Origin of the sequence: Daejeonella oryzae DSM 19973, assembly GCF_000422945.1 — a bacterium.
In the GTDB taxonomy this organism is placed as follows: Bacteria; Bacteroidota; Bacteroidia; order Sphingobacteriales; family Sphingobacteriaceae; genus Daejeonella; species Daejeonella oryzae.
On record NZ_AUHA01000002.1, the window covers coordinates 1,288,116 to 1,310,550 of the forward strand.

Genomic DNA, 22,435 nt, shown 5'->3' on the forward strand with positions numbered 1-22,435 from the left:
TTTTTATTTTACTAAAAGTGGGATTTTACCCAAAGGAGTTTTAAATGGTTCTTTTATCTGAACGAATGATATATCTATATTGACATTGGCTGAATCGAATAGATCAGATGGGTTTAATAAAGTGTCAGAGCCCGAGTAAAATAATATCATTTCACCTTTTTTTTCCTGTTTAACCTGAATAAAGTCAACTACATCAAACAGTGGATGATGCCTTCCGAATATTAGTCCGGTAAGAGAGATACGAATATTTTCTTTGTCGGTTACAAATTCTCCTAATCTTCCTTCTTTAATCTCAAAGCTATCCATAAATCCCGCATTATTGAAATTAGGATTTATCAAATCTTCTGTATCATACCTTATGAACGGTGTTGCTTTGTTCCTAAAAGATGTTCCTACTAAATGATACATATCATCAACTTTTACGGCTTCTGCATAACCATAAGAAAGTAAGGGAGTATATTCGTATTTTTGATTTAACTCTCCAGCTAATATTACAGCTTCAGTATGCCCATACCAGGAAATTGTGTTTGTAGTTAGCAAATCTTCAATATAATTCCTGTACTGAGGTGAAGGATATTCTGAACCGAACATAATTCCCTTAATATTTTTCTTTAAAAAGTCAATTAGAAAGGGAGCTTTTTCAGATGCATCTTTCAGGAAATTATAAATGGAACTTGGATAACCATGAATAAATTCAGTGTTGTATTTTTTAAAAACTTTTAATACTTCCTTGTAGTCATTTTCATTGAATGCATGATAAGAATTTATTAAAAATTCATTTTGGTTGAAATTGTATTTATATAATTGACTTAAATTTTTTCCCCGGATTGTAATTTTAGTTTTTCCAGGATGGTATCCAATTTTCCCCCACATAAAGTGCATATGAGCCCATTCTCGTGAAAAAACCCCTTTTTCTAAATAGAATGATAAAGGACTACCGGAGGTGCCACCCGTATTATATAATTTTAAAGCAAATTCCTTATTAGTTCTGTCAAAAATTGGTGATTCCTTTAATAAATTTTTATTAAGAATGGGAACCTTTTTAAGATCATCAATTGAAGTAATAGTATCCGATTCGAATGAGCGGCCAGGTAAAAAGTTTTTATAAAAATTATTTGTTGTTTTGAAGTGCTTGAAAACCTGATTAAAATTTTTTATTATAAATTCTTCTTTAACTTCAGTGGTTGAAACCAAGAGTTTTTTGCATAATTCAAAATTTTCTATATAACCAGTTCCCAATCTGTATTTAAACGGGATAGTATTTAACAAAATTCCTGCTTCCGGCGGAATTCTCTCGGCCAAAGATTTCAATTTGCTTGTTATGTTCATCTTCTGGAATCTAAATCTAAGACTTGTTCGAATACAGATGTGAGTTGGTTGGAGAAATTATCTAAAGAAAACTTCTGAGTTAATTTGAGATAACCTTTTTCGCCCATTGATTTTCTTCTCTCAGGATCTACAATTAGAATTTCCAATTTCTCTGATATAACATTAGCATCTTCAGGGTTAGTAATAAATCCATTTACCCCGTCATCAATAATTTCGGGTATCGAACCAATGTTTGTTGCTATAACAGGTAATTTATAATTGAAAGCTTCTAAAACTACCAAACCAAACGATTCCCAAACTGTGGGAAATACAAATACGTCTGATGTCTTAAATAATTCATTTTTCTCGTCCCCCCAAATTGCTCCTGTAAAATTTACATTCTTCTCAATTCCATTTTTATTGCAATATTCTATAAGAGTATTATAATACTTCTGATTACTAATCTGCCCGGCAATCTGACAATGAACATTAGAATAGCCTTTATCCTTTAAAAGTTTAACCGCTTTTAACAAAACTAACTGTCTTTTTAGTGGAGTAATTGTCGAAAGACATAAAATATTAAATGCTTCGTGATTCTTTTGGACTTGGTGATTCAAATTTATCTCAATACCATTATTTACTACATAAACCTTCTTAACAACTTTTTTAATTTTCTCAATATCCCAACAAATAGATTTAGATAGGGTAATTACATTTACATGTTTAAAAACAAGCTTGTAAAATTGCAATTTTAATTTGCTATTTATTTCCCTATTTATTCCGATTCCATGTATATGAAGTATTATTTTCAATCTAAAAACTTTTGAAATAAAAACAAAAATTGAGTCTCTATAAAAACCTTTACCGCAAGGTGTGATTGAAAAATAAATTGCTTTAGGTCTTTCTATTAGTATTTTAGAAATAAAATTATAAACCAGAGAAAAGAATGAAATTAATTTTGTGAAAGAAAAGGACCCAATTTGGGTAATTTCAGTTGAATAGTTTATCGGCAAAAGGTGTAGTTGAAAAATTTCGCTTTTAGTATTCTTAATCACTAAACTATTAACATAACTCACTCCGTGCAATGGTGGTGGCATGTGCAGAAGGCATAATATTTTTTCTTTTTGCATAAATTTTCTTTTTAATCTGGAGACTTTGATAAAACATTCCGGTAACTACCCAAAAAATTCCACCGTAAACCGGAGATTCCATTATTACATTGAACAACATTGCAACGCCAATAAAGAGAAACATGTTAAAACAAACGTTTTGCAATCCAAAGTTTTTATTCCAGAAATAATCTTTTAATAGCTTTCCAAATAGGATTAATATTGGTAAAAGTCCTACAATTCCTAATCTTACCAGGATAAATATGAGTGAATTATGAGTTCCTAAAGTATATGGAGTCATTCTGGATCCATCATCTGAAGTGATAAATAGAGGTATTCTACTTAAATCGAAAAGCGGAGTTCCAAATCCTATTCCGAATATTGGATTATTATATATATTGATTTTAAATTCATACACCCAGAACATAAATCTCCAGATTGTATTGTTATCTACGATATTCTGAAATACTTCGTAATTACTATTTACAAGAAAAGTACCATAAGTCTTTTGCACATACCAAACAAGAGCAGTAAATCCTGCCAGAATAACTGTTATCGTAAACTTGGAGGTTAAAAACCTCATAAATTTTTTATTTTTTATAATTGAGACGACTAGCAGAACTGCTAAACTTACATAGGAGGTTGCCCCCCCTTTATACACAAAAAACAGGGTTGAGATTAGTAAGAAATATTTTGCGGTTTTAGAATTAACTAAAGATATAGGTAATAAAATCTGGTTGGTTAATCGGCCTGGAGCTATAAATGTTAAGGCAATCAAAAAAATGTTAGCTCTTAAGCCTCCAAACCATTTTTTAAAATCAATTCTATTGATAAATTCAATACCCAGGAAGAAAGCGAAAGATGAATACCATATGGGTAAGGTCCTTATAAATTCATAATTTGTACTTACTTTGAGAAATAAAAAGGAGATCAGAGAATATATCAAGCCATAAAGAATATAGAAAAGTATTGCATTTAAAGCTATTTCAGTTTTTTTATAATATGTCTTGTAATTTCTTACCAGAAGCATAAGGCCCATTAATACAAATATTTCATTAATAAAAACTATTCTCTCGATATTAGGATAGAGAATAAATATTATTAATATTCCGAAAAGTATATTATATGCCTTTTTCATTGCAGTTGATATATAACAGAAGTCAATCCTTAACTTATTGTATTGCTGTAATTATTCAGATTAAGGAAAAATTTATCATAGGTATCTTTTTTTAAACATTTACTTTGTTGAAGTATTTTTAAATATTCCTTATTAGCATGCTCGTTATTCAAAAGCTCACGAATAGTTGTAATAACTTGCTCACTATTTATTTCGTTAATATCAAAAAGATAGGTTGCTAATCCAAGATCCTGAATTAACGCGGATACCTTTTTTTGCCAGGATAAAGCTACTACCGGCACATTATACGATAGGCTAAAAATAGCTGAGTGCATTCGGGTACTTGTTATTAATCGGCACGATTGTGTTACCTCTATCAATTCATTAATAGTTTTAGGTAGGCGAAAATCTACATTTGACTGATCGATTTTTGAATAGATTGTGGCAAGAGTACTTCCGTCAGCTTTTTCATCGGTTGTAAAAAGCAGAACGGATTTATTGATAGATAGCTGATTTACAAAGTCGACAAAATTGTTTATAAATAATTGATAGTTATGTTCACTTCCTTCTGGAAATATTTTTGGGTCTAAATATGCCAGGACCGAAATTCCAATGTCATATGTTGGTTTAACTTCAATAGTATCCTTAAGTTTTAAGTCAGAAAGAAATAGGACAGGATCACAAATGATTTCTGAATTATTAAATTCTTTACTTTGTTTAAAAGTTAAAGAATCCCTGAATATCACTTTATGGCTTAATTTTATAGAACGGTCAATTAAGGCCTTAGATAACTTATTATTAAACGGACCATATCCAACAAAGATAATTTGTACTTTTTTACCTAATAAACGGCTCAGAACAGTATATATAAATATCTGAATTGGAAATACCAGATCTAATCCCATTAACAGGTTCCCTCCACCAATTAATACACAATCAACTTTCTTGACTTTTGTGAGAAAGGCTAAAATGGATTTGTAATTTTTTAAAGGGATGAAGAACAAATCATAAAGCGCTTTTATAAATCGGGTTCTTTTTAGAAAGGAATAAACCGGTGCTGTTTTAAACGATGAACTGAACTTTGTGCCTGAGTCACAAAAATTAAAAGAGTGCGTTAAAAACTCAACTCCGTAATTTTTTAGATTTTCTCTTATACAGAATGTTATTGCCTCATCTCCAATATTCGAAGTGTTTTCAATTCCTATGTGTAAATACTTCATTTTAATGTTGAAAATATTGCGTTAATAAACTTGTATAAAGGCTTGTATTTGAATTCCTCTTTTTCGAAAAAAAGACTAAAAATTTTTTCGCTGGTTTGTTTTTTTTCTGCTTTTGACTTACTTCCAAAAATATTTGTTTCATGTATTCGGTAATAAGACAAAACTTCATTTTGATATCTAACAGGACCCATTAATCCCAGTTTAAAAAATAAGAATGACTCACCGAAGTTGCGCATATGTTCAGAATATCCACCTGCTTTAACAACAGCATCCAATTTGAATATGGCCGAATTAGAGTTATACCATACTCTGCAGCAATACAAAAAAAATGAGTTGTTAAATGAATTAAATAGAAATGATTTTAAAGTTTCTTTGTTAATTATTTTACGATTAGTTTTCTCGTTGTTAATAATATAATAAGAATTGCCAAATGATCCCAAGGCATCAGGATTTTGCTCCATGAAATGAACTTGTTTTTCAATCCTGTCATTTATCATCATATCATCCTGACCTAAAACTATAACGAAATCGCCAGTGCAATGGGAAAAACAATTATTTACAGATTTTATAAGACCAAGGTTAACTTTATTTGAAACGAATTTGACGAAATTTAAATAGTTTGCCTGAATAATTTCACGAGTATTATCTTTCGAATCATCATCAACAACAATAACTTCAATATTTTTATAAGTTTGATTCAAAACACTATTTAAACAATCCTGAATATAAACTTCGCCATTATAGGTTGGAATAATCACAGATACTTTTTTATTCATCGTCTTTGGTGTTAATATATACTGTTATTACAAATAAAAGATATATAAAACAGTTGATTGCATAAGCTATAGTAACACCTTCAACTGAAAATATTGAAATTAAATAATAAGATAGTATTGCAAATATTGCATTGCTTACTACAGCAGAAATTACAACCAGTTTAGTCATTGTACGTGCTAACATATGATAACCGAAAACCCAACTCGTTATTTGAAAGAAATCACCCAGAAGTTGGTAGGTAAAAAAATTTGCGGCTGGCAAAAACTCTTTGGAGAATAATATTTGAATGATATAATCTTTTAAAAAATAGGTAGAACTAATTGCGACTAATGATACCGGAATAACAGCTTTAAGTACTGATAAGAGTTCCTTGTTGTATGCATCCTTATTTTTTAGATTACTGCTTAACCGAGGGAATAAATAAACTTTTAAAAACATGGTTATAAAACCGAGGTAAACTTCAGAAATCCGCCATACAGCCTGCCAGTAACCGGTATATTCTTCTCCAACCTGTTTTATTAAATAAGATCTGATAAAGATCATCGTGACAGCAACAGAAATCGCGTTCGCAAGGGTTATAAAAAAGAAAGAGAACAAGACTTTAGTTATCTTTTTGTCAAGAATGAGCTTAAAGTCTTTGAAATTAAAGATCTTCTTTTTGCTGATAACAAAATAATTAACAGCTAATTGAATTACTTGCCCTGCCACTACTACCAATAATGCGCCATCCAATTTAAAAAAGTACATAAAAATAACAGACAATACCAATACGTCTATGCTTTGCAGCATATTGACTTTTGTGTAAGATTTTATATCTGCATATCCATTAAAAAAAGCGTAGAAATATTCATTCAGGCTGAAGAAAATTACACTTAAAGATGTCAACCTCAATAGCCAAACATAATCCCTCGTATCAAATAAATATTGATTTAAATATTTAGCGAATATTAAAATCAGAAGAGATATACTTATTGAGATAATTATTCCAAGAGTTATAGTCGAATTTTTTATTCTTCCGGCATACTCTTCATCTTCTTTTTTTTCTGATAGTAATCTCACTACTCCATTACCTGTACCTAGAGTAGAAAGCGGTTTTAAAAGATTAATAAAGTTTTGAAATTGTCCCAGAATAGCTACTCCGTTAGGCCCGGTATAAATTGCTATCAATTTGCTAACCAGCAGACCTGCCAGCATGCGTACACCATAAGCACCGGCAATATTTACAGAAGCCTTTTTTATAGACATTTTATAAATTTACATGGATTGCCGGCAGCAATAACATCTGATTCGATGTTAGAAGTTACAACAGAATTACTTCCAATAACTGAATTGTTACCTATAGTAACGCCTTTAAGAATACTGACGTTGTTTCCAATAAAAACATTGTTTCCGATTGTGACATCTTTGTTTTGCAGCTCTTCTGATTTATTTTTCCTGTTCAACACATGAAAATCCGAATCCACCACACTAAAGCTATGTCCTATTAAACAGTTTTTCCCAAATACAATCGAAGCCCCATTTGAAATTATTGTAGCGTTATTATTAAAATGGCAATTGTCACCAATTTCTACACAACTTGTAACATTTCTAACGTTTATATATGAATAGCCACTGTAATAAAATGGAGAATATATTACACCAAATTTAACTTTAGTTCCAAATTTTATTTTCCCAAGTCCATCAATTAATAAGGGTTGATAAACATTTGCACCACGGCTTGAAATATTAGAAACAACCTTATAGAATGCTATTCTTAAAAGCTGAAAAGAATATCCAATTATTTTTTCAATTATTTTTAGATGTAGTTTTTTTGCTGATATCATTAATATTCATTGATCATTTCAATCACTTTGCCAACTTCTTCATTGCTCATAACCGGACTGATCGGTAAACTCAGAACTTCGTTGTGAATTTTTTCAGTAATAGGAAATGAAAGATGATTTAAGTCCTTGTATGCTTCTTGTTTATGAGGTGGTATTGGGTAGTGTATTAAGGTTTGGATACCTTTATTTAATAAATATTCCTGCAATTTTGAACGATCATCAGTCCTGATTACAAATAAATGCCATACGTGCCCGTCTTGGTCATTTACAGAAGGGATTATAATCTTTGAATTTTTAATTTCTTTGAGGTATCTATTGGCTATTTGTTTTCTGAAATTTGTATACTCTTTTAAATATTTCAATTTTACTGATAAAACAGCTGCCTGCAATTCGTCAAGCCTGCTATTTAAACCCACAAAATTATTTACATACTTAACGTTAGAGCCATAATTTGCTAAAGCTCTAATTACTGCTGACAGTTCAGTATCATTAGTAGTAACTGCACCCGCATCTCCAAATGCTCCCAGATTTTTTCCAGGGTAAAAACTCGTGCCGGATGCATCGCCTAATGAGCCAGTAGGTTTACCATTAAACGTAGCTCCCTGCGCCTGGGCATTATCTTCAATTAACTTTAAGCTATACTTATTGCAAATCTGCTGAATATCTTCATTGTAGGCGCACTGCCCATATAAATGAACAATCATAATTGCTTTTGTCCTGGGAGTTATCGCTTCTTCAATTTTAGCAGAATCAATATTATATGTAGTTAAGTCCGGTTCTACCAAAACGGGGATTAGCCTATTGTCAGTTATTGCCAGTATTGAAGCTATATAGGTATTAGCCGGGACAATCACTTCATCACCTTCCTGCATGATTCCCATTTCTATATAAGCACGAAAAATCAGTCGCAGTGCATCTAAGCCGTTTGCAACACCTATTGTGTGATCTACCTTGGAAAAGGATGAATAATTTTTCTCGAATTCCTTAACTTCACTACCAAGTAAATACCAGCCTGAATCAATTACCCTATTAACAGCAGCTTTAATTTCATCTGCATTTTTCTGGGTTATTTTTTGAAGGTCTAAAAATTTTATCATTTAATTACCAATAAGTTATTTTCAAATACATATTCATCTCCCTTTTTGCTCCTTAAAGATTTGTCGAGCAAAATACCTTCTGCTGTTATATAACCTCTGTGTTTTGCGGGATTTCCATAATAAACGGAATAGGGAGGAATATCTTTAGTAACTACACTTCCGGCACCAATCAATGAATATTCTCCGATGGTGATTCCGGCAATAATTGTTGAATTAGCCCCTATAGAACTTCCTTTTTTAAGATATGTCTTTTCAAAGTTCTGAGGATACACTTTAGAACGGGGTAAAAGATCATTTGTAAAGGTAACATTGGGACCTATAAATACATTATCTTCAATCCGAAGTCCGTCCCATAATTGCACGCCGGATTTAATAGTAACATTATCCCCAACAAGCACATCATTTTCAATAAATACATTAAAATTTATATTGCAATTTTTGCCGATAATTGCACCGGAAAGAATAACACAATATTGCCAAATGGTTGTGCTTTCACCAATATTCTGGCTTTGTACATCAGAGGTCGGGTGGATGTTCATTTTTTATCTCTCTGAGAATTCTTCGTAATTTCTTATATAATCATCCTCATTGTAACCATGTGAAGTCATTACGAGGCATATCGAACCCGAAGAAAAATTGATTTCGGAGGCCCATATTCCCGGAGGAATATGCAAACCATAATAAGGACGATTGAGTTGAACTATCCTCTGAGTCTTACCGTCATCCAGCAAAACTTCAAAACTTCCACTGGCTGCAATTAAGAATTGGTGACATTCTTTATGCGCATGAGCTCCACGTGACTCTCCGCCCGGAATATCGTATAAATAAAAAACCCGTTTAATATGAAAAGGCAATTCTATATTCGAGGTTATAGGCGTAATATTGCCTGCCCTGTTTTTAATCTGGGGAAGCTTTATGATACTGCAATCGTAAACTGTCATGATTTTTTTACTCCCTCTTTCTTTAATTGACTGAAATTCTCAAAATCACGTAAGTAATCTTTTTCATCATAAATGGTTGATGAAAGAACCAGTGCCAGGGAATTAGTCGAAAAATTTTCGACACTTCTCCATAACATATTGGGGACATATAAACCGTAATATGACCTGTTTAGAGAGTACTTCTGTTCATTGATACCGTCATGCAGTACAACGTCGAAACTTCCTGATAAGGCAATAATAAATTCGCAGTTTTCCTTGTAAGCGTGTCCACCTCTTATTTCCCCACCCGGAACATCATAGATCCAGTAAGTACGTTCAATATTAAAGGGAACATGTTTATTCTCTTCAATAAATGACAGGTTTCCCCTGGGGTCAAGGATTTTGGGGAGATCTATAATTTTAACATCCTGAAGGGTCATATTATTTTATTTTCTCTTTTTTAAATCCATTAAGAGTACTTGTCAGCAGGTTGGGACTTTCCTTTTCCTGCTCATAATAACCGTATCCATACCCATATCCGTACCCATATTTTCCACCCTCTTTAACGGCATTAAATACCAAGCTGAGGTTTTTAAATTTATTTTCACGGTACAGGTTATCAACCATTTTCAATCGTTCTTTCGGGGTATAGTCATGGCGCAATACAAATAGGGTTGCATCTGCCTGTTGTTCCAGAATCTGGGCATCAGTTACTATACCTACAGGAGGTGCATCAATAATGATATAATCAAAAGCTGCCCGCAGCTCGCTGAAAAGTTCCTGTAACCGACCATTTAATAAAAGTTCAGCCGGGTTAGGAGGGATCGGGCCGCAGGTGATGATGAAATAATTCTCCTGCCCCGGAACCGGACGGATGATATCTTTTAATTCCGAACTACCCACCAGGTAATTACTTAATCCCGCAGGATTGGACATTCCCAATGAACTGTGCAATTTAGGTTTGCGCATATCCAGTTCCAGAATAACGGTTTTTTTATCCGTCATGGCCAGACTGGCGCCCAGATTCAGTGAAATAAATGACTTCCCTTCACCGCTCATGCTGGATGTAAACAAAATGCTTTGAACCCCTTTACCGGGATTTAAAAAGGAAATATTGGTTCTTAAAGCACGAATTTGTTCGGCCATTACGGTACGTCCCAACTTACTCACTACCAATGCTTCCTCATGGTCAGCATAAGAGATATCTGCAAGAATAGGTGCATTAGTGGCTTTTTCTATTTCTTTTCTATTTTTTATTTTATCATTCAGAAGGTCGATTAAATAAATAATTGCGAATGGAATAGCTAAGCCTATTAGTGCAAATAATAAGTAAATATTACGTTTAACAGGTTTCACCGGCGTATTGCTACCACGGGCTTTATCTACTGTACGACTGTCGGAAACAGCTGAGGCATAAGAAAGCGCTGTTTCTTCGCGTTTTTGCAGAAGAAACACGTAAAGATTATTTTTAATTCCCTGCTGGCGGGTAATATCTACCAGTGCCCGTTCTTTTCCGGGTACTGTTCTGATCATGCCTTCCATCTGCTGGTTGCGGCTTTCCAGTTGCCGACGGGTTATAGCCAGACTATTCCTCAGACTTTGCAGGTTTTCTCCTAAATTACTTTTAATACTGCTAATCTGATCATCTAAAGCGGTCACAATTGGGTTATCTGCTTTTACAATAGTTATTGCCTGTGCTCGTTTGGATTCTAATTCAGAAAGAGAATTTATTAAGCCCAATAAGGTAGGGTCGCTGATGCCAAGAGTAGCAGGTACCGTACCGCTGGTATTGCCTTTGTTGCGTACATACTGATCGATATTATTCAACACACTTTGCTGAATTTTGATTTGGCTCAACTGGTTGTCATTCTCCTGTACACTCTCCAGGAATAAACCAGATTCAGCGCTTATATCGGTTATACCTTCCCTTGATTTAAAATCTTCTACCGATTTCTCTACATCGGTCAGATCTTTGGAAATCAAAACCAGGCGGTCTTCAATAAAACGCAGGGTATTGGCAGCTACCTCATTTTTATCTTCCAGTCCGGCCATGTTATACACTTCAACCAGTTTGTTCAGTACATCTTTCGCACGGTTGGGTTTGGTGTCTTCTATACTCAATAAAAGTACGGATGACATTTTGCTGCTTGGTTGTATCTGAATGCGTGCGATCAGGTTGTCGGTTACTGCCTCCGCGGGCGATATATAAATAAAAAGCTCTTTCACACCAATATTTATACCTGTTAGTTGTATGGAAAGCGTTCCCCAGGGAGTTTTCACCTCTCTGTTTAAAGGGATTTTTTGACCATTAAGTTCTCCAATCTTGCTGTTGATTAGCTTAAATTTTAAAGGTTCTTCAAAAGCCAGATCATTTATTTCTTTAAATTGAATTTTTACAGGACTCCGAGCATACAACTCTTCGTCCTTAAAATTTTGTTTGGCAAAGTAGCTTACCTGTAAATTCAGGGCAGTTACTACTTTTTCCATTAAAGTAAAAGATTTCAGAATTTCAATTTCATTATCCACTACCTTATTAGCCGAAAACATATCCAGCTGCTTTAGCATATCATCCTGTCCGAGACCTTTCTTTTCATCCTTGATAAGGATGCTGGTTTGTACATTATAAACGGGGGTTTGATATTTTAAATAGATAAATGCGGCAAGAAGTGCTATTACCAGTGAGACCACAAACCATTTCCAGTAAGCCAGGTATTTAAAAAGGAGTTCCTTGAGGTTAAAATCAGTTTCTTCTTCCTGCTGAAAGAAAAATGGATCGGATGGTGTTTGTGACATTTAAAAATTAGTATTTAGTATTTAGTACTTAGTACTTAGTAATTAGTATTTTTATTAGTGTGGTTCATGCTGTTTACCAACTTGAAACCTTTTATTTAATAAGACTTTATTGTTCTTGCGGACCTTTTTCTCTGGCATTGCAGGTTTTCTTTTCTGTCATTGCGAACCTTCTTTTTTCTGTCATTGCGGGCTCGACCCGCAATCTCTCGTTAGAATGCTCATCGTCCTGTATTTGAGATCCCGGATTGAGTTCGGGATAACAAGATGTATCGGGATGACAATGATGTTAGATGACATGCCTTTACCTAATCACATTTAAAATGATGAGAGTAATAAAACTTAAACCACTTAGAACGATCGGAGCAAGTTGCACAGCTCTATCGCTTGATGTAATTCTCCCTTTTGTAGGTTCTACATATACTACATCATTTGCATGAAGGTAATAATACGGGGAAGTAAAAAAATCACGTTTACTGATATCTATTCTGGCAAATTCTCTTTTACCTTCGCTTTCGCGGATAACCATTATATTATTACGCTTACCATAAATCGTCAGGTCGCCAGCTAAGCTCAACGCTTCGGGCAGGGTAATCTTTTCATTGGGAATTGTATATACTGAAGGGCGGTTTACCTCACCCATAACCGATACCTTAAAGTTTAAGATGCGGATATTAACCGTGGGCTGCTGCAGGTATTTGTCCAGGTTTTGTGTAATAAGGCTGGTAGCTTCTGTAGTACTTAAGCCGGCAATTTTTAATTTACCGATTAAAGGAAGGGTTAAGGAGCCATCTTCATCAATTAGATAACCATTTGCCGGAGCGAATGCAGCCTGTTGACTTTGGTTTTGTACACCTATATTCATGCTTTGATACGGATTAAACATAGCGCTGGCTTCAGGACTTAAACTGCTAACCATTACTGATAAAATATCACCTTTCTGGATTTTAGCTATATAAGGTGTAATTACATTTGATAAAGCCGGATCAGCCAATGAATCTGACTGGAAGTATGTAACTTCTTTCTGACTGACGCAGGAAGTTCCTAAAATACTGGCCGCTAACAGTATAAAAAGTAATTTGTAATTAAAAATTGTTGGAATCATTTAGTACTTTTTGGGAGGGCAAAGGTAAGTAAAATACTTAAACCCAGCCTAATTAGTTTAAAAGTCAGTTAAAGAATAAGGTAGGGGCTATCTGAACGAGAATCAGGATTTATTGATTCTGTATGTATCTGCATGTAAACAGGTTGCTATACGGCAGATTGTTTAAAAAGGTTGTAGTTATTTTAATTTAATCATGGTTTTCCCATGAATAAGGTAAAGCAACTTTGCTGAAGTTAGATGGAATCATGATATGTTGTGTTAAAATACATTTGACTAACACATGCAAATTTAACTCACCTCAAATGGAGTAAAGCAGATTGTTTTTGGCTAAACAATAATCAGAAGAAAATGATAAAGAAGCCCGGAAAGTAATAAAACAAACAAAACGCTGATACCTACAGCTAAAAATTCTCCGGTTGAATTGCTATGAGCTTTGTTCATTTTTTGGTCTGATTTGAAATTATAAGTTAGCAAAAAATAATTTCTAATTAAATTTATTTTAATAATTTTTAAAGAAAATAAAAATGGTTTCACAAAGATTTTCTTCTGGAAATAATATTGCCTTAATTTTAAATAATACGCTCAAATAAATTTAAAGTTTCGTTTAAAGAAAATATTATTTATTCAATGCTTCTGAATTTACGATTGATGCATATTTCTCAACCACTCAGGACTTTGTAGAAGTATATGTTTGACAGATTACAAATTAAGATGGATGAGTTGGTAAAATTTACATCTTAAAATTACTCCTGAAAAAATCTATACTTTAAATATGAATTTGTTTCATTCATTCTGTATGTTTAAATTTTATATTTTGCTCAATAAAGTTATAAGTGAAAGAACAAAACTTTAAAGTGATTGTCATTAAAGCCTAATACATAACTCAATAAATTCTATCAAAAAAATGAATAAGATTTTTCAGATTAACCGTGTATGCTATTTGCTTATATTTCTGTTATTTGCTGCAAATGCGAGTGCCCAAATTAATAAACCAGGATTTTCAGCTTCTGTAAACCTGGGTGGTAACCAGGCCTTTACCGATGTGGATGGTTCAGATTTAAATATAACTTTTGGGGCCGGTCTTAACTATTATGTTACCCCATTTTTAGGAATAAAAACAGAGGTTAGTCATGGTAATTTATCACGTAAATTATTGGACAGAAACTACAAGAATTTTAATAACACGTATAATTACCTTAATTCAACTGTGAACGTAGCATTAGGACAGTTTTTAAAACCTTCTGAAAAGGTAGCGCATTACATGCTGTATAATTTATATATGGGAACAGGCTTAGGATTGATTTCCAGTAATATTAAAGAGCCAAATAATGTGACGCCTGATAATCAGGGTGGAGTTACCTACAAAGGAACAGACATTACAGTTCCTGTAAATATTGGTGTAGACTTTAAATTCTTAGGATTTTATTATACAAAAAGTCCCCTGAGCTTTAATCTGAATTATCAGCATAGCTTTGCTTTCACCGAAATGCTGGATGGATATGATCCGCCAACAGGCAACAACTCTAAAGATTCCTTTGGGAATTTTACGGCAGGAGTTAAATATCAGTTTTCTGCCAAAAAATAAACGCATTCAGCGGGGATCTTTCAGGAAATTTATTGACAGCCGAAAGGCTATTAAAAATCCTGAAAGATTTAATTTTTGAAAATTATTTTGAAAGAGCGGTTGATTTAAATCCAATTATTTAAGATGCCATAACTTTTGTAGTTCTGCCAACAGCAATTTTGCGTACTGTTTCAATAATAGCATTAGCATCAAACCCGCATTCCGACCAAAGTTCAGGCTGTTCGCCATGTTCAATGATTTTATCCGGAATTCCTAATCTTACTATTTTGGAGGTATAGTTATGGTCGGCCATGAATTCGATGACTGCACTTCCAAATCCGCCCTGCAAACAACCGTCTTCTACGGTCACTACATTTTTAAATTTGCTGAAAACGGTATGAAGCATTTCTTCATCCAAAGGTTTTACAAAACGCATATCGTAATGTGCCGGATGAATTCCTTCAGAGTTTAATTCTAAACAGGCTTTTAATGCTTCATTGCCAATATGCCCCAAGGTTAAAATCGCCACGTCTTCACCATCACAAATTTTGCGACCCTTGCCAATAGGAATGGCTTTCATAGGGCGCCTCCAATCCGGCATAACACCGTTTCCGCGGGGATAACGAATGCTGAAAGGTCCCATATTTTCCTGCTGTGCAGTGAACATCAGGTTGCGAAGCTCTTCTTCATTCATTGGTGCAGAAACGATCATGTTAGGAATGCATCGCATATAAGCAAGATCGTACGCACCGTGATGCGTTGGTCCGTCGGCACCAGCAAAACCGGCCCTGTCCAGACAAAAAACGACATTCAATTTCTGTATGGCTACATCATGGATTACCTGGTCAAACGCTCTCTGCATAAAGCTGGAATAGATATTACAGAAAGGAACCATTCCCTGTGTGGCCAGACCGGCCGAAAAGGTAACGGCATGCTGTTCAGCGATACCTACATCAAAAGCACGCTCGGGCATCGCTTTCATCATGATGTTTAAAGAGCATCCGGAAGGCATAGCAGGGGTGATACCCATAATTTTCGGATTACTTTCTGCTAATTCAACAATTGTATGCCCAAATACATCCTGATATTTTGGGGCCTGCGGCTTTTCTGAAACGGTTTTCTGAATCTCTCCGGTAATTTTGTCAAATAATCCGGGAGAATGCCATTTAGTTTGATCTTTTTCGGCAATAGCATAACCTTTCCCTTTAACAGTTACGCAGTGAAGCAATTTTGGACCGGGGATATCACGCAGATCTGCGAGAACTTTTGCCAAGTGCTTTACATCATGTCCGTCGATAGGACCGAAATAACGGAAGTTTAAAGCTTCGAAAAAATTGCTCTTTTTCAGCAAGCTTCCTTTGATACTTTTTTCTATTTTTTTTGCGATTTCTAAAGCATTAGGTCCTAATTCTGATATTTTGCCTAATACATGAGCGATATCATCGCGAAAGCGATTGTAAGATTTAGATGTGGTTATGTCGGTTAAATATTCTTTAAGGGCGCCTACGTTGGGGTCAATAGACATACAATTATCATTGAGGATAACCAGCAGGTTTGAGTTTTCGATCCCTGCATGATTTAAACCTTCAAAAGCAAGACCGGCAGTCATCGCTCCATCGCCAATAACAGCAACGTGTTGTTTATCTTTCTCTCCTTTAAAGCGGGAAGCTACGGCCATGCCTAAAGCTGCAGAAATAGATGTGGATGAATGACCGACTCCAAACGTATCGTACTCACTTTCACTGCGCTTTGGAAAGCCGCTGATCCCCTTATATAATCGGTTTGTATGAAAATCGAGTCTTCGTCCGGTCAGAATTTTATGCCCGTAAGCCTGATGGCCCACATCCCAAACCAACTGGTCATATGGAGTATTTAATACGTAATGAAGGGCAACCGTCAGTTCTACCACCCCAAGGCTAGAGCCGAAATGACCGCCGTTAACTGATACAGTATCAATAATATACTGTCTTAATTCTGTGCATATCTGAACCAGATCCTCTTCCTTAAATTTCTTTAAATCTGAAGGATAGTTTATCTGATCCAGTAATTCGCCCGCCTTAACTTCCATGGAGATGTGTAAAAAATGAAGATACAAAATTAACTTATTTGCCTAAATATTTATCGCCTTTTTAAACGATGATATACTCTTGACTCTAAATGATGTATTTTTACAAATACGTATGGCAACCGGAGAAAGTTTTGCAATAAAATTACCCCAGTTTGAAGGCCCTTTTGACCTGCTTCTTTTTTTTATCGAAAGAGATGAACTCGATATTCATGACGTACCTATTTCCCGCATAACTGATGAGTTTCTGGATTACATTCATCATTTAAATGCCCTGAATGTGGAGCTTGCCAGCGAATTTATTTTTGTTGCTGCCACGCTCATGCGTATAAAAGCGAAGACGCTTTTACCCAGGCCGATGCAGGATGAAGAAGGAAATGAAATTGACCTGAAAGAAGAGCTGGTTCAGAAACTCATTGAATATAAAAAGTTTAAGCTGATTTCTGAAAAATTGCGTGTACTGGAAGAAGAAAGGTTTAAGCAGGAAAAAAGAGGAAATATTGAAGCCGACATGGAACAGGTAATTGCCGGGGCTGATAATGCCGATGAGCTGATCTCTTTAAATTTCTATAAGCTGATGCAGGTTTATGACCGAATTTGTAAGCGGTATCAGGAATTGGATAAGCCTTTAGTTCATACCATGATTCAATATCCGTATACGATTGAAAATCAGAAAAAAGTGATTGCAGATCTGATCGGGATTAATGAAAAGCTGGACTTCAAAAAATTGCTGAGTCATTCAGAAAACAAAGTTCATTTTGTATACAATTTTCTGGCTTTGCTGGAAATGCTGCAACAGCAGCTTGTAATTATCCAAACCGGAACAGGTTTTAATAATTTTTCAGTTGAATCTAAACTAGTTTCAAATGGCTGATATTATGTATGTTTACGACCAATAGTATGAAGGATATAATCCCTTTAACATCCTGATTTTAAGATAAAATAATTGACAATGAAAAGAGATAAACTTGTATTCAACCTGATTGAAGAAGAATTAGAACGCCAGGAAACAGGTATTGAGTTAATAGCCTCAGAAAATTTTGTAAGCCGGCAGGTTATGGAAGCTGCCGGCTCTGTACTTACTAATAAATATGCAGAAGGCTTACCGGGAAAACGTTATTATGGTGGCTGTGAAGTTGTAGATGAAATAGAAACCATTGCTATTGAGCGGGCAAAACAATTGTTTAATGCTTCATGGGCCAATGTTCAGCCACATTCAGGTGCTCAGGCTAATGCCGCTGTATTTTTAGCCATTCTTAAACCCGGCGATAAAATTCTGGGATTTGACCTGTCTCATGGCGGGCATTTAACGCATGGTTCTCCGGTTAACTTTTCAGGAAAATTATACGATCCTTATTTTTATGGTGTAGATCGCGAAAGCGGATTAATTGATTATAAAAAATTAGAAGAAGTTGCCCTCCTGGAGAAACCAAAAGTGATCATTTGCGGCGCTTCTGCATACTCCCGCGATTGGGATTATAAATTTATCCGCGATGTTGCTGACCGCGTTGGGGCATTGGTTGTTGCGGATATTTCACATCCGGCAGGTTTAATTGCCCGCGGTTTATTGAGTGATCCGTTGCCGCATTGCCATGTGGTTACTACTACTACTCATAAAACTCTCCGCGGTCCGCGTGGAGGAATGATTATGATGGGACAGGATTTTGAGAATCCGTTCGGGTTAAAAACACCAAAAGGAGAACTGCGAATGATGTCGGCCTTGCTGGACAGCGGCGTATTTCCCGGTACCCAGGGTGGCCCATTGGAGCATATTATTGCTGCTAAAGCTGTTGCCTTTGGCGAAGCTTTAAGCGAAGATTTTATGAAATATATTATCCAGGTGAAAAAAAATGCGGAGGCCATGGCTGCAGCATTTGTAGATCGCGGATATCAGATTATTTCCGGAGGTACAGATAACCACCTCATGCTGATTGATTTGCGTAACAAGAATATTACCGGAAAGCTTGCAGAAAATGTACTTGAAGAAGCCGGCATTACGGTTAATAAAAATATGGTTCCTTTCGATGATAAATCTCCGTTTGTAACCTCAGGCATCAGGGTGGGAACTGCGGCAATAAGCAGCCGCGGTTTAAAAGAGAAACATATGGATAAAATTGTCGACCTGATTGATGAAGTAATTTCTAAGCCGGCAGACGAACAAAATCTTAGAAAAGTACGTAAGAGCGTGGAGGATATGATGGGTAAACACCCTTTGTATAAATAAAATATATCGTTTTACCGGAGTATAGAACATTGCCGAAGCAGAATTGGATAAAATAGAAAAAAAACGTCTTAAGGAACTTGCCACTTACCAGATTCTAGACACCGTTTCAGAGAAGGAATACGATGCAATAACACGTTTGGCTACTTATTTATGCCAGGTTCCTGTTGCATTTATCTCCTTTATAGATGAAAACCGGGTTTGGTTTAAATCAAAAATTGGGCTGGATATTGACGAGGCTCCACGCAAGAACTCTTTTTGTCAGCATGTTTTTTTTAATGAAGGAGTTCTGGAAATTTATGATTCTTTAAAAGATGATCGCCTGATCACTTCCCGTGAGGTACATAAGGCTTTTAATTATCGATTTTTTGCCGGTGTGCCGATTATAAATGCAAAGGGTTACAAGCTCGGCACCCTTTGCATTATTGATTATAAACCCAGAAAGCTAAATAAAGAGCAGCAGGATGGATTAAAAATTCTGGCCGATGAGATTCTTACTCATCTGGAAATGCGCCGTAAAAATATTGAAGTTCAGGAAACTCTTTTAAAATATCAGGAGGTATCAAATATGTTTGATACTTCTGCCGAATTGCATTGTGTAATGGACCGGGAATCCAATCTCACAATGATCAACCGCTCTGCCGAAAAGCTTCTAGGATATTCTGCTGAAGAGTCTATCGGGCATCCCATCTGGAAATTTCTACTCGAGGAGGATATGTATACAATTCTTCCGGCTTTAGAGGAAGGATTACGCAGTAAGCAAAAATACTTTGAACTTGAAACCCGGGTTAAAAGTAAATCGGGTGAAATTAAATGGGTAGGTTGGTCTATAGCAGTAAACGAGGGAAAATGGTATGCCAATGGCCGGGATATTACGTTCCATAAAAAAGTAGGTGAGGAACTGGAGCAGCTTTCTCTGGTTGCCAGTAAAGTTAATAATGGCGTTATCATCAGCACAGCCGGAAATAATATTACCTGGGTAAATGATGCTTTTGAAAAAATCACCGGTTACAATATCAATGATTTACAGGGGTATAAACTGGGTGATATTTTAAAAGGGGAAAAAACTGATATTAATGTAATTGATAAGGCCCGCGAACAAACCCGTAATAAAAAATCTTTTTCAATTGATTTTCTTGCTTACCGAAAGGATGGCCAGCCTATCTGGCTTTCCGTAAACAATTCGGTTATCTTAAATTCTCAGGGTGAAATTGAAAAGGAAATTGAAGTTATTATTGACATAACTGACCGTAAAAACGCGGAACAGGAATTACAAACATTATCACTTGTAGCAAGTAAATCATCCACAGGAGTGGTTATCCGAGATTCAAAGGGAAAAGTTACCTGGGTGAATCAAGCTTTAGAAAAAATTATTGGATACAAACTTGATGACCTGTTTGGCAAACGTTTGGGGGAAGTAATTACGGGCGAGGCAACTGATAAAGAAGTTCTTAAAAGTACATACGACAATATCAGTAAAAAGCAACCTTACAGTGTTGAGTTACAAGTTTATAAAAAAGACAAGTCCCCGATCTGGATTTTTGCTTCTACCACACCTATACTTAATGAAAAGGGTGATATAGAACGCCAGGTGGAAATGGTGGTAGATATTACCGAGCGAAAAAATGCGGAGGAACAACTAACCTTATTGTCATTAGTGGCAAGCAGGACAGTCAACGGGGTTATTATCTGTGATAGCGAAGGAAGAACGAATTGGTTAAATGATGCCTTTGAGAAGATAACCGGATATTCATTTAAAGAGCTCAAAGGAAAACGGCCGGGAGATGTTTTATGCGGTAAGGATTCTGATATGGATTTGCTTAAGGCAGCCAGACAAAGAGTTTTAAATCTTAAATCTTCAGAAATTGAACTGTTGTGTTACAAAAAAGATGGCAGTCCTATCTGGCTATCTATTTCAAATACCCCAATTTTTAACAAATCGGGTGCAATTGACAGGCAGGTAGAAATTATTAATGATATATCTGAACGTAAGCAAGCCGAACGCGAATTAATTAAAACCCGGGAAGATGCTTTGCAATTAAGTAAGGCCAAAGAAACTTTCCTTTCGGTGATGAGTCATGAGATCCGAACGCCTTTAAATGCGATTATTGGAATGTCTCATATTTTAATGGACGATAATCCGACGGAATCGCAGATAGAAAATTTAAAAATTCTGGGTTTCTCAGCACAAAACCTGCTTTCTCTGATTAATGATATTTTGGATTTCACCAAAATCGAAACCGGTAACATGCAGCTTGAAAAAGCAAATGTTAACCTGAAGGAACTGGTTTCTCAAACGTTAAATACACTCCAGTTTAAAACTGTTGAAAAAGGTGTGATTCTCAAATCTGAAATAGATCACCGGATTGCCGCCTTCGTTAAAGGCGACAAAACCCGCCTGTACCAGATATTGATCAACTTATTAGGGAATGCAGTTAAATTTACCGAAGAAGGAGAAATTAAATTAAAGCTTGATCTGGTTAAAGAAAATGCAGATTCTTTAATAGTTCGCTTCGAAATATCTGATACCGGAATTGGGATTGAAAGCAGTAAAATAGAATACATATTTGATAGCTATACCCAGGCAAGCGAAGATACTACCCGCAAATACGGCGGTACCGGTTTAGGTCTTGCTATCACCAAGCGGCTTGTAGAATTACATAATTCTTCCATTTTTGTGTCGAGTGAAGTTGGGGTGGGAACCACCTTTAGCTTTAGTATTGAGTTTGAACGCTCAGAACAAATTCAGCCAAGTAAATCCGCAGCTTTTGCGGGTGCTAATTTAAATTCATCCATTTTGGTTGTGGATGATAATGAAATCAACAGGTTACTTGCGGGTAAAGTGCTTAGTAAGTGGGGCGTAAAAGTCGATTTTGCTGAGAATGGACAAGTTGCTCTGAACAAAGTTCAGCAATTGCCTTATGATCTTGTATTAATGGATTTATATATGCCGGTTATGGGCGGCCTGGATGCAACCAGAGCCATTAGAAAATTGAGCGGTGATTATTTTCGCTCCCTTCCCATCATTGCGCTGACAGCTTCCATTTTAAACAATGAGCTGGATAAAGTTTATGAAGCAGGAATGAATGATTATATTATGAAACCTTTTGTTCCGGCTGAACTATTCAATAAAATTCAGTCCTTCCTCAAAAAGTCATTCGTCTAAAAAGCTTTCAATGCTTTAAATTCATAGAATTGCCAATTCGGGTCTTAAAAACCTCTAAAATCAGAAAAAGCTGGAGCCTAATGGCTGCCAGCTCTTTCATCTAAATTAACGCTCTCGAGATATTATACCACAGCAAAGCCTAAATAGTTTCAA

18 protein-coding genes are annotated in these 22,435 nt (G+C 35.4%); 4 read left to right on the top strand and 14 right to left on the bottom strand.

What is annotated here, in order from left to right; genetic code table 11:
- Positions 1–3: 3 nt before the first annotated feature.
- From G521_RS0106065 to G521_RS0106125, 13 genes are all read right to left on the bottom strand, one after another.
- Positions 4–1,329, bottom strand: a complete 1,326-nt coding sequence (locus G521_RS0106065; protein ID WP_026897749.1) for a phenylacetate--CoA ligase family protein — start codon at positions 1,327–1,329, stop codon at positions 4–6.
- Entirely contained in the window at positions 1,326–2,438 is a 1,113-nt protein-coding gene (locus tag G521_RS0106070) for a glycosyltransferase family 4 protein (RefSeq protein WP_081675019.1), read from the bottom strand. The genes G521_RS0106065 and G521_RS0106070 overlap by 4 nt, the downstream gene beginning before the upstream one ends.
- Complete coding sequence (locus tag G521_RS0106075) at positions 2,371–3,555, bottom strand: O-antigen ligase family protein (RefSeq protein ID WP_026897751.1); 1,185 nt, start codon at positions 3,553–3,555, stop codon at positions 2,371–2,373. The genes G521_RS0106070 and G521_RS0106075 overlap by 68 nt, the downstream gene beginning before the upstream one ends.
- A gap of 29 nt (positions 3,556–3,584) precedes the next feature.
- Positions 3,585–4,754, bottom strand: a complete 1,170-nt coding sequence (locus G521_RS0106080) for a polysaccharide pyruvyl transferase family protein (RefSeq protein WP_026897752.1) — start codon at positions 4,752–4,754, stop codon at positions 3,585–3,587.
- Positions 4,751–5,530 carry a glycosyltransferase family 2 protein gene (locus G521_RS17705; protein ID WP_051189512.1) on the bottom strand — a complete coding sequence of 260 codons (780 nt, stop codon included), beginning with the start codon at positions 5,528–5,530 and terminating at the stop codon, positions 4,751–4,753. The genes G521_RS0106080 and G521_RS17705 overlap by 4 nt, the downstream gene beginning before the upstream one ends.
- Entirely contained in the window at positions 5,523–6,776 is a 1,254-nt protein-coding gene (locus tag G521_RS0106090; protein WP_026897753.1) for an O-antigen translocase, read from the bottom strand. Before G521_RS0106090 ends, G521_RS17705 begins: the two co-directional genes overlap by 8 nt.
- Positions 6,767–7,354 (bottom strand): acyltransferase, encoded by a 588-nt coding sequence (locus tag G521_RS16610; protein WP_051189514.1) that lies wholly within the window; start codon positions 7,352–7,354, stop codon positions 6,767–6,769. Before G521_RS16610 ends, G521_RS0106090 begins: the two co-directional genes overlap by 10 nt.
- Complete coding sequence (locus G521_RS0106100) at positions 7,354–8,451, bottom strand: DegT/DnrJ/EryC1/StrS family aminotransferase (protein WP_026897755.1); 1,098 nt, start codon at positions 8,449–8,451, stop codon at positions 7,354–7,356. Before G521_RS0106100 ends, G521_RS16610 begins: the two co-directional genes overlap by 1 nt.
- Positions 8,448–8,990 (bottom strand): acyltransferase, encoded by a 543-nt coding sequence (locus G521_RS0106105; protein WP_026897756.1) that lies wholly within the window; start codon positions 8,988–8,990, stop codon positions 8,448–8,450. The genes G521_RS0106100 and G521_RS0106105 overlap by 4 nt, the downstream gene beginning before the upstream one ends.
- A 3-nt stretch (positions 8,991–8,993) precedes the next feature.
- Positions 8,994–9,392 (bottom strand): sugar 3,4-ketoisomerase, encoded by a 399-nt coding sequence (locus tag G521_RS0106110; protein ID WP_036678237.1) that lies wholly within the window; start codon positions 9,390–9,392, stop codon positions 8,994–8,996.
- Positions 9,389–9,811, bottom strand: coding sequence for a sugar 3,4-ketoisomerase (locus G521_RS0106115; RefSeq protein ID WP_026897758.1), 423 nt, complete (start codon positions 9,809–9,811; stop codon positions 9,389–9,391). The genes G521_RS0106110 and G521_RS0106115 overlap by 4 nt, the downstream gene beginning before the upstream one ends.
- 1 nt (position 9,812) lies before the next feature.
- Entirely contained in the window at positions 9,813–12,164 is a 2,352-nt protein-coding gene (locus G521_RS0106120; protein WP_026897759.1) for a GumC family protein, read from the bottom strand.
- A gap of 301 nt (positions 12,165–12,465) precedes the next feature.
- A complete protein-coding gene (locus G521_RS0106125; protein ID WP_036678240.1) occupies positions 12,466–13,266 on the bottom strand; it encodes a polysaccharide biosynthesis/export family protein in 801 nt (266 codons plus the stop codon).
- A gap of 904 nt (positions 13,267–14,170) precedes the next feature.
- On the opposite strand from G521_RS0106125, the gene G521_RS0106135 reads away from it, so the two are divergent.
- Complete coding sequence (locus G521_RS0106135) at positions 14,171–14,851, top strand: outer membrane beta-barrel protein (RefSeq protein WP_026897762.1); 681 nt, start codon at positions 14,171–14,173, stop codon at positions 14,849–14,851.
- A 118-nt stretch (positions 14,852–14,969) separates the two neighbouring features.
- Here the strand turns inward: G521_RS0106135 and dxs are convergent, their stop codons facing one another.
- A complete protein-coding gene (gene dxs, locus G521_RS0106145) occupies positions 14,970–16,898 on the bottom strand; it encodes a 1-deoxy-D-xylulose-5-phosphate synthase (RefSeq protein WP_026897763.1) in 1,929 nt (642 codons plus the stop codon).
- A 112-nt stretch (positions 16,899–17,010) separates the two neighbouring features.
- Between dxs and G521_RS0106150 the strand changes: the two genes are divergently transcribed.
- From G521_RS0106150 to G521_RS0106160, 3 genes are all read left to right on the top strand, one after another.
- Positions 17,011–17,769, top strand: coding sequence for a segregation and condensation protein A (locus G521_RS0106150; protein ID WP_026897764.1), 759 nt, complete (start codon positions 17,011–17,013; stop codon positions 17,767–17,769).
- 78 nt (positions 17,770–17,847) lie between these two features.
- Entirely contained in the window at positions 17,848–19,119 is a 1,272-nt protein-coding gene (glyA, locus tag G521_RS0106155; RefSeq protein ID WP_026897765.1) for a serine hydroxymethyltransferase, read from the top strand.
- Positions 19,120–19,162: 43 nt separating this feature from the next.
- Entirely contained in the window at positions 19,163–22,282 is a 3,120-nt protein-coding gene (locus G521_RS0106160) for a PAS domain S-box protein (RefSeq protein WP_026897766.1), read from the top strand.
- Positions 22,283–22,435 lie beyond the last annotated feature (153 nt).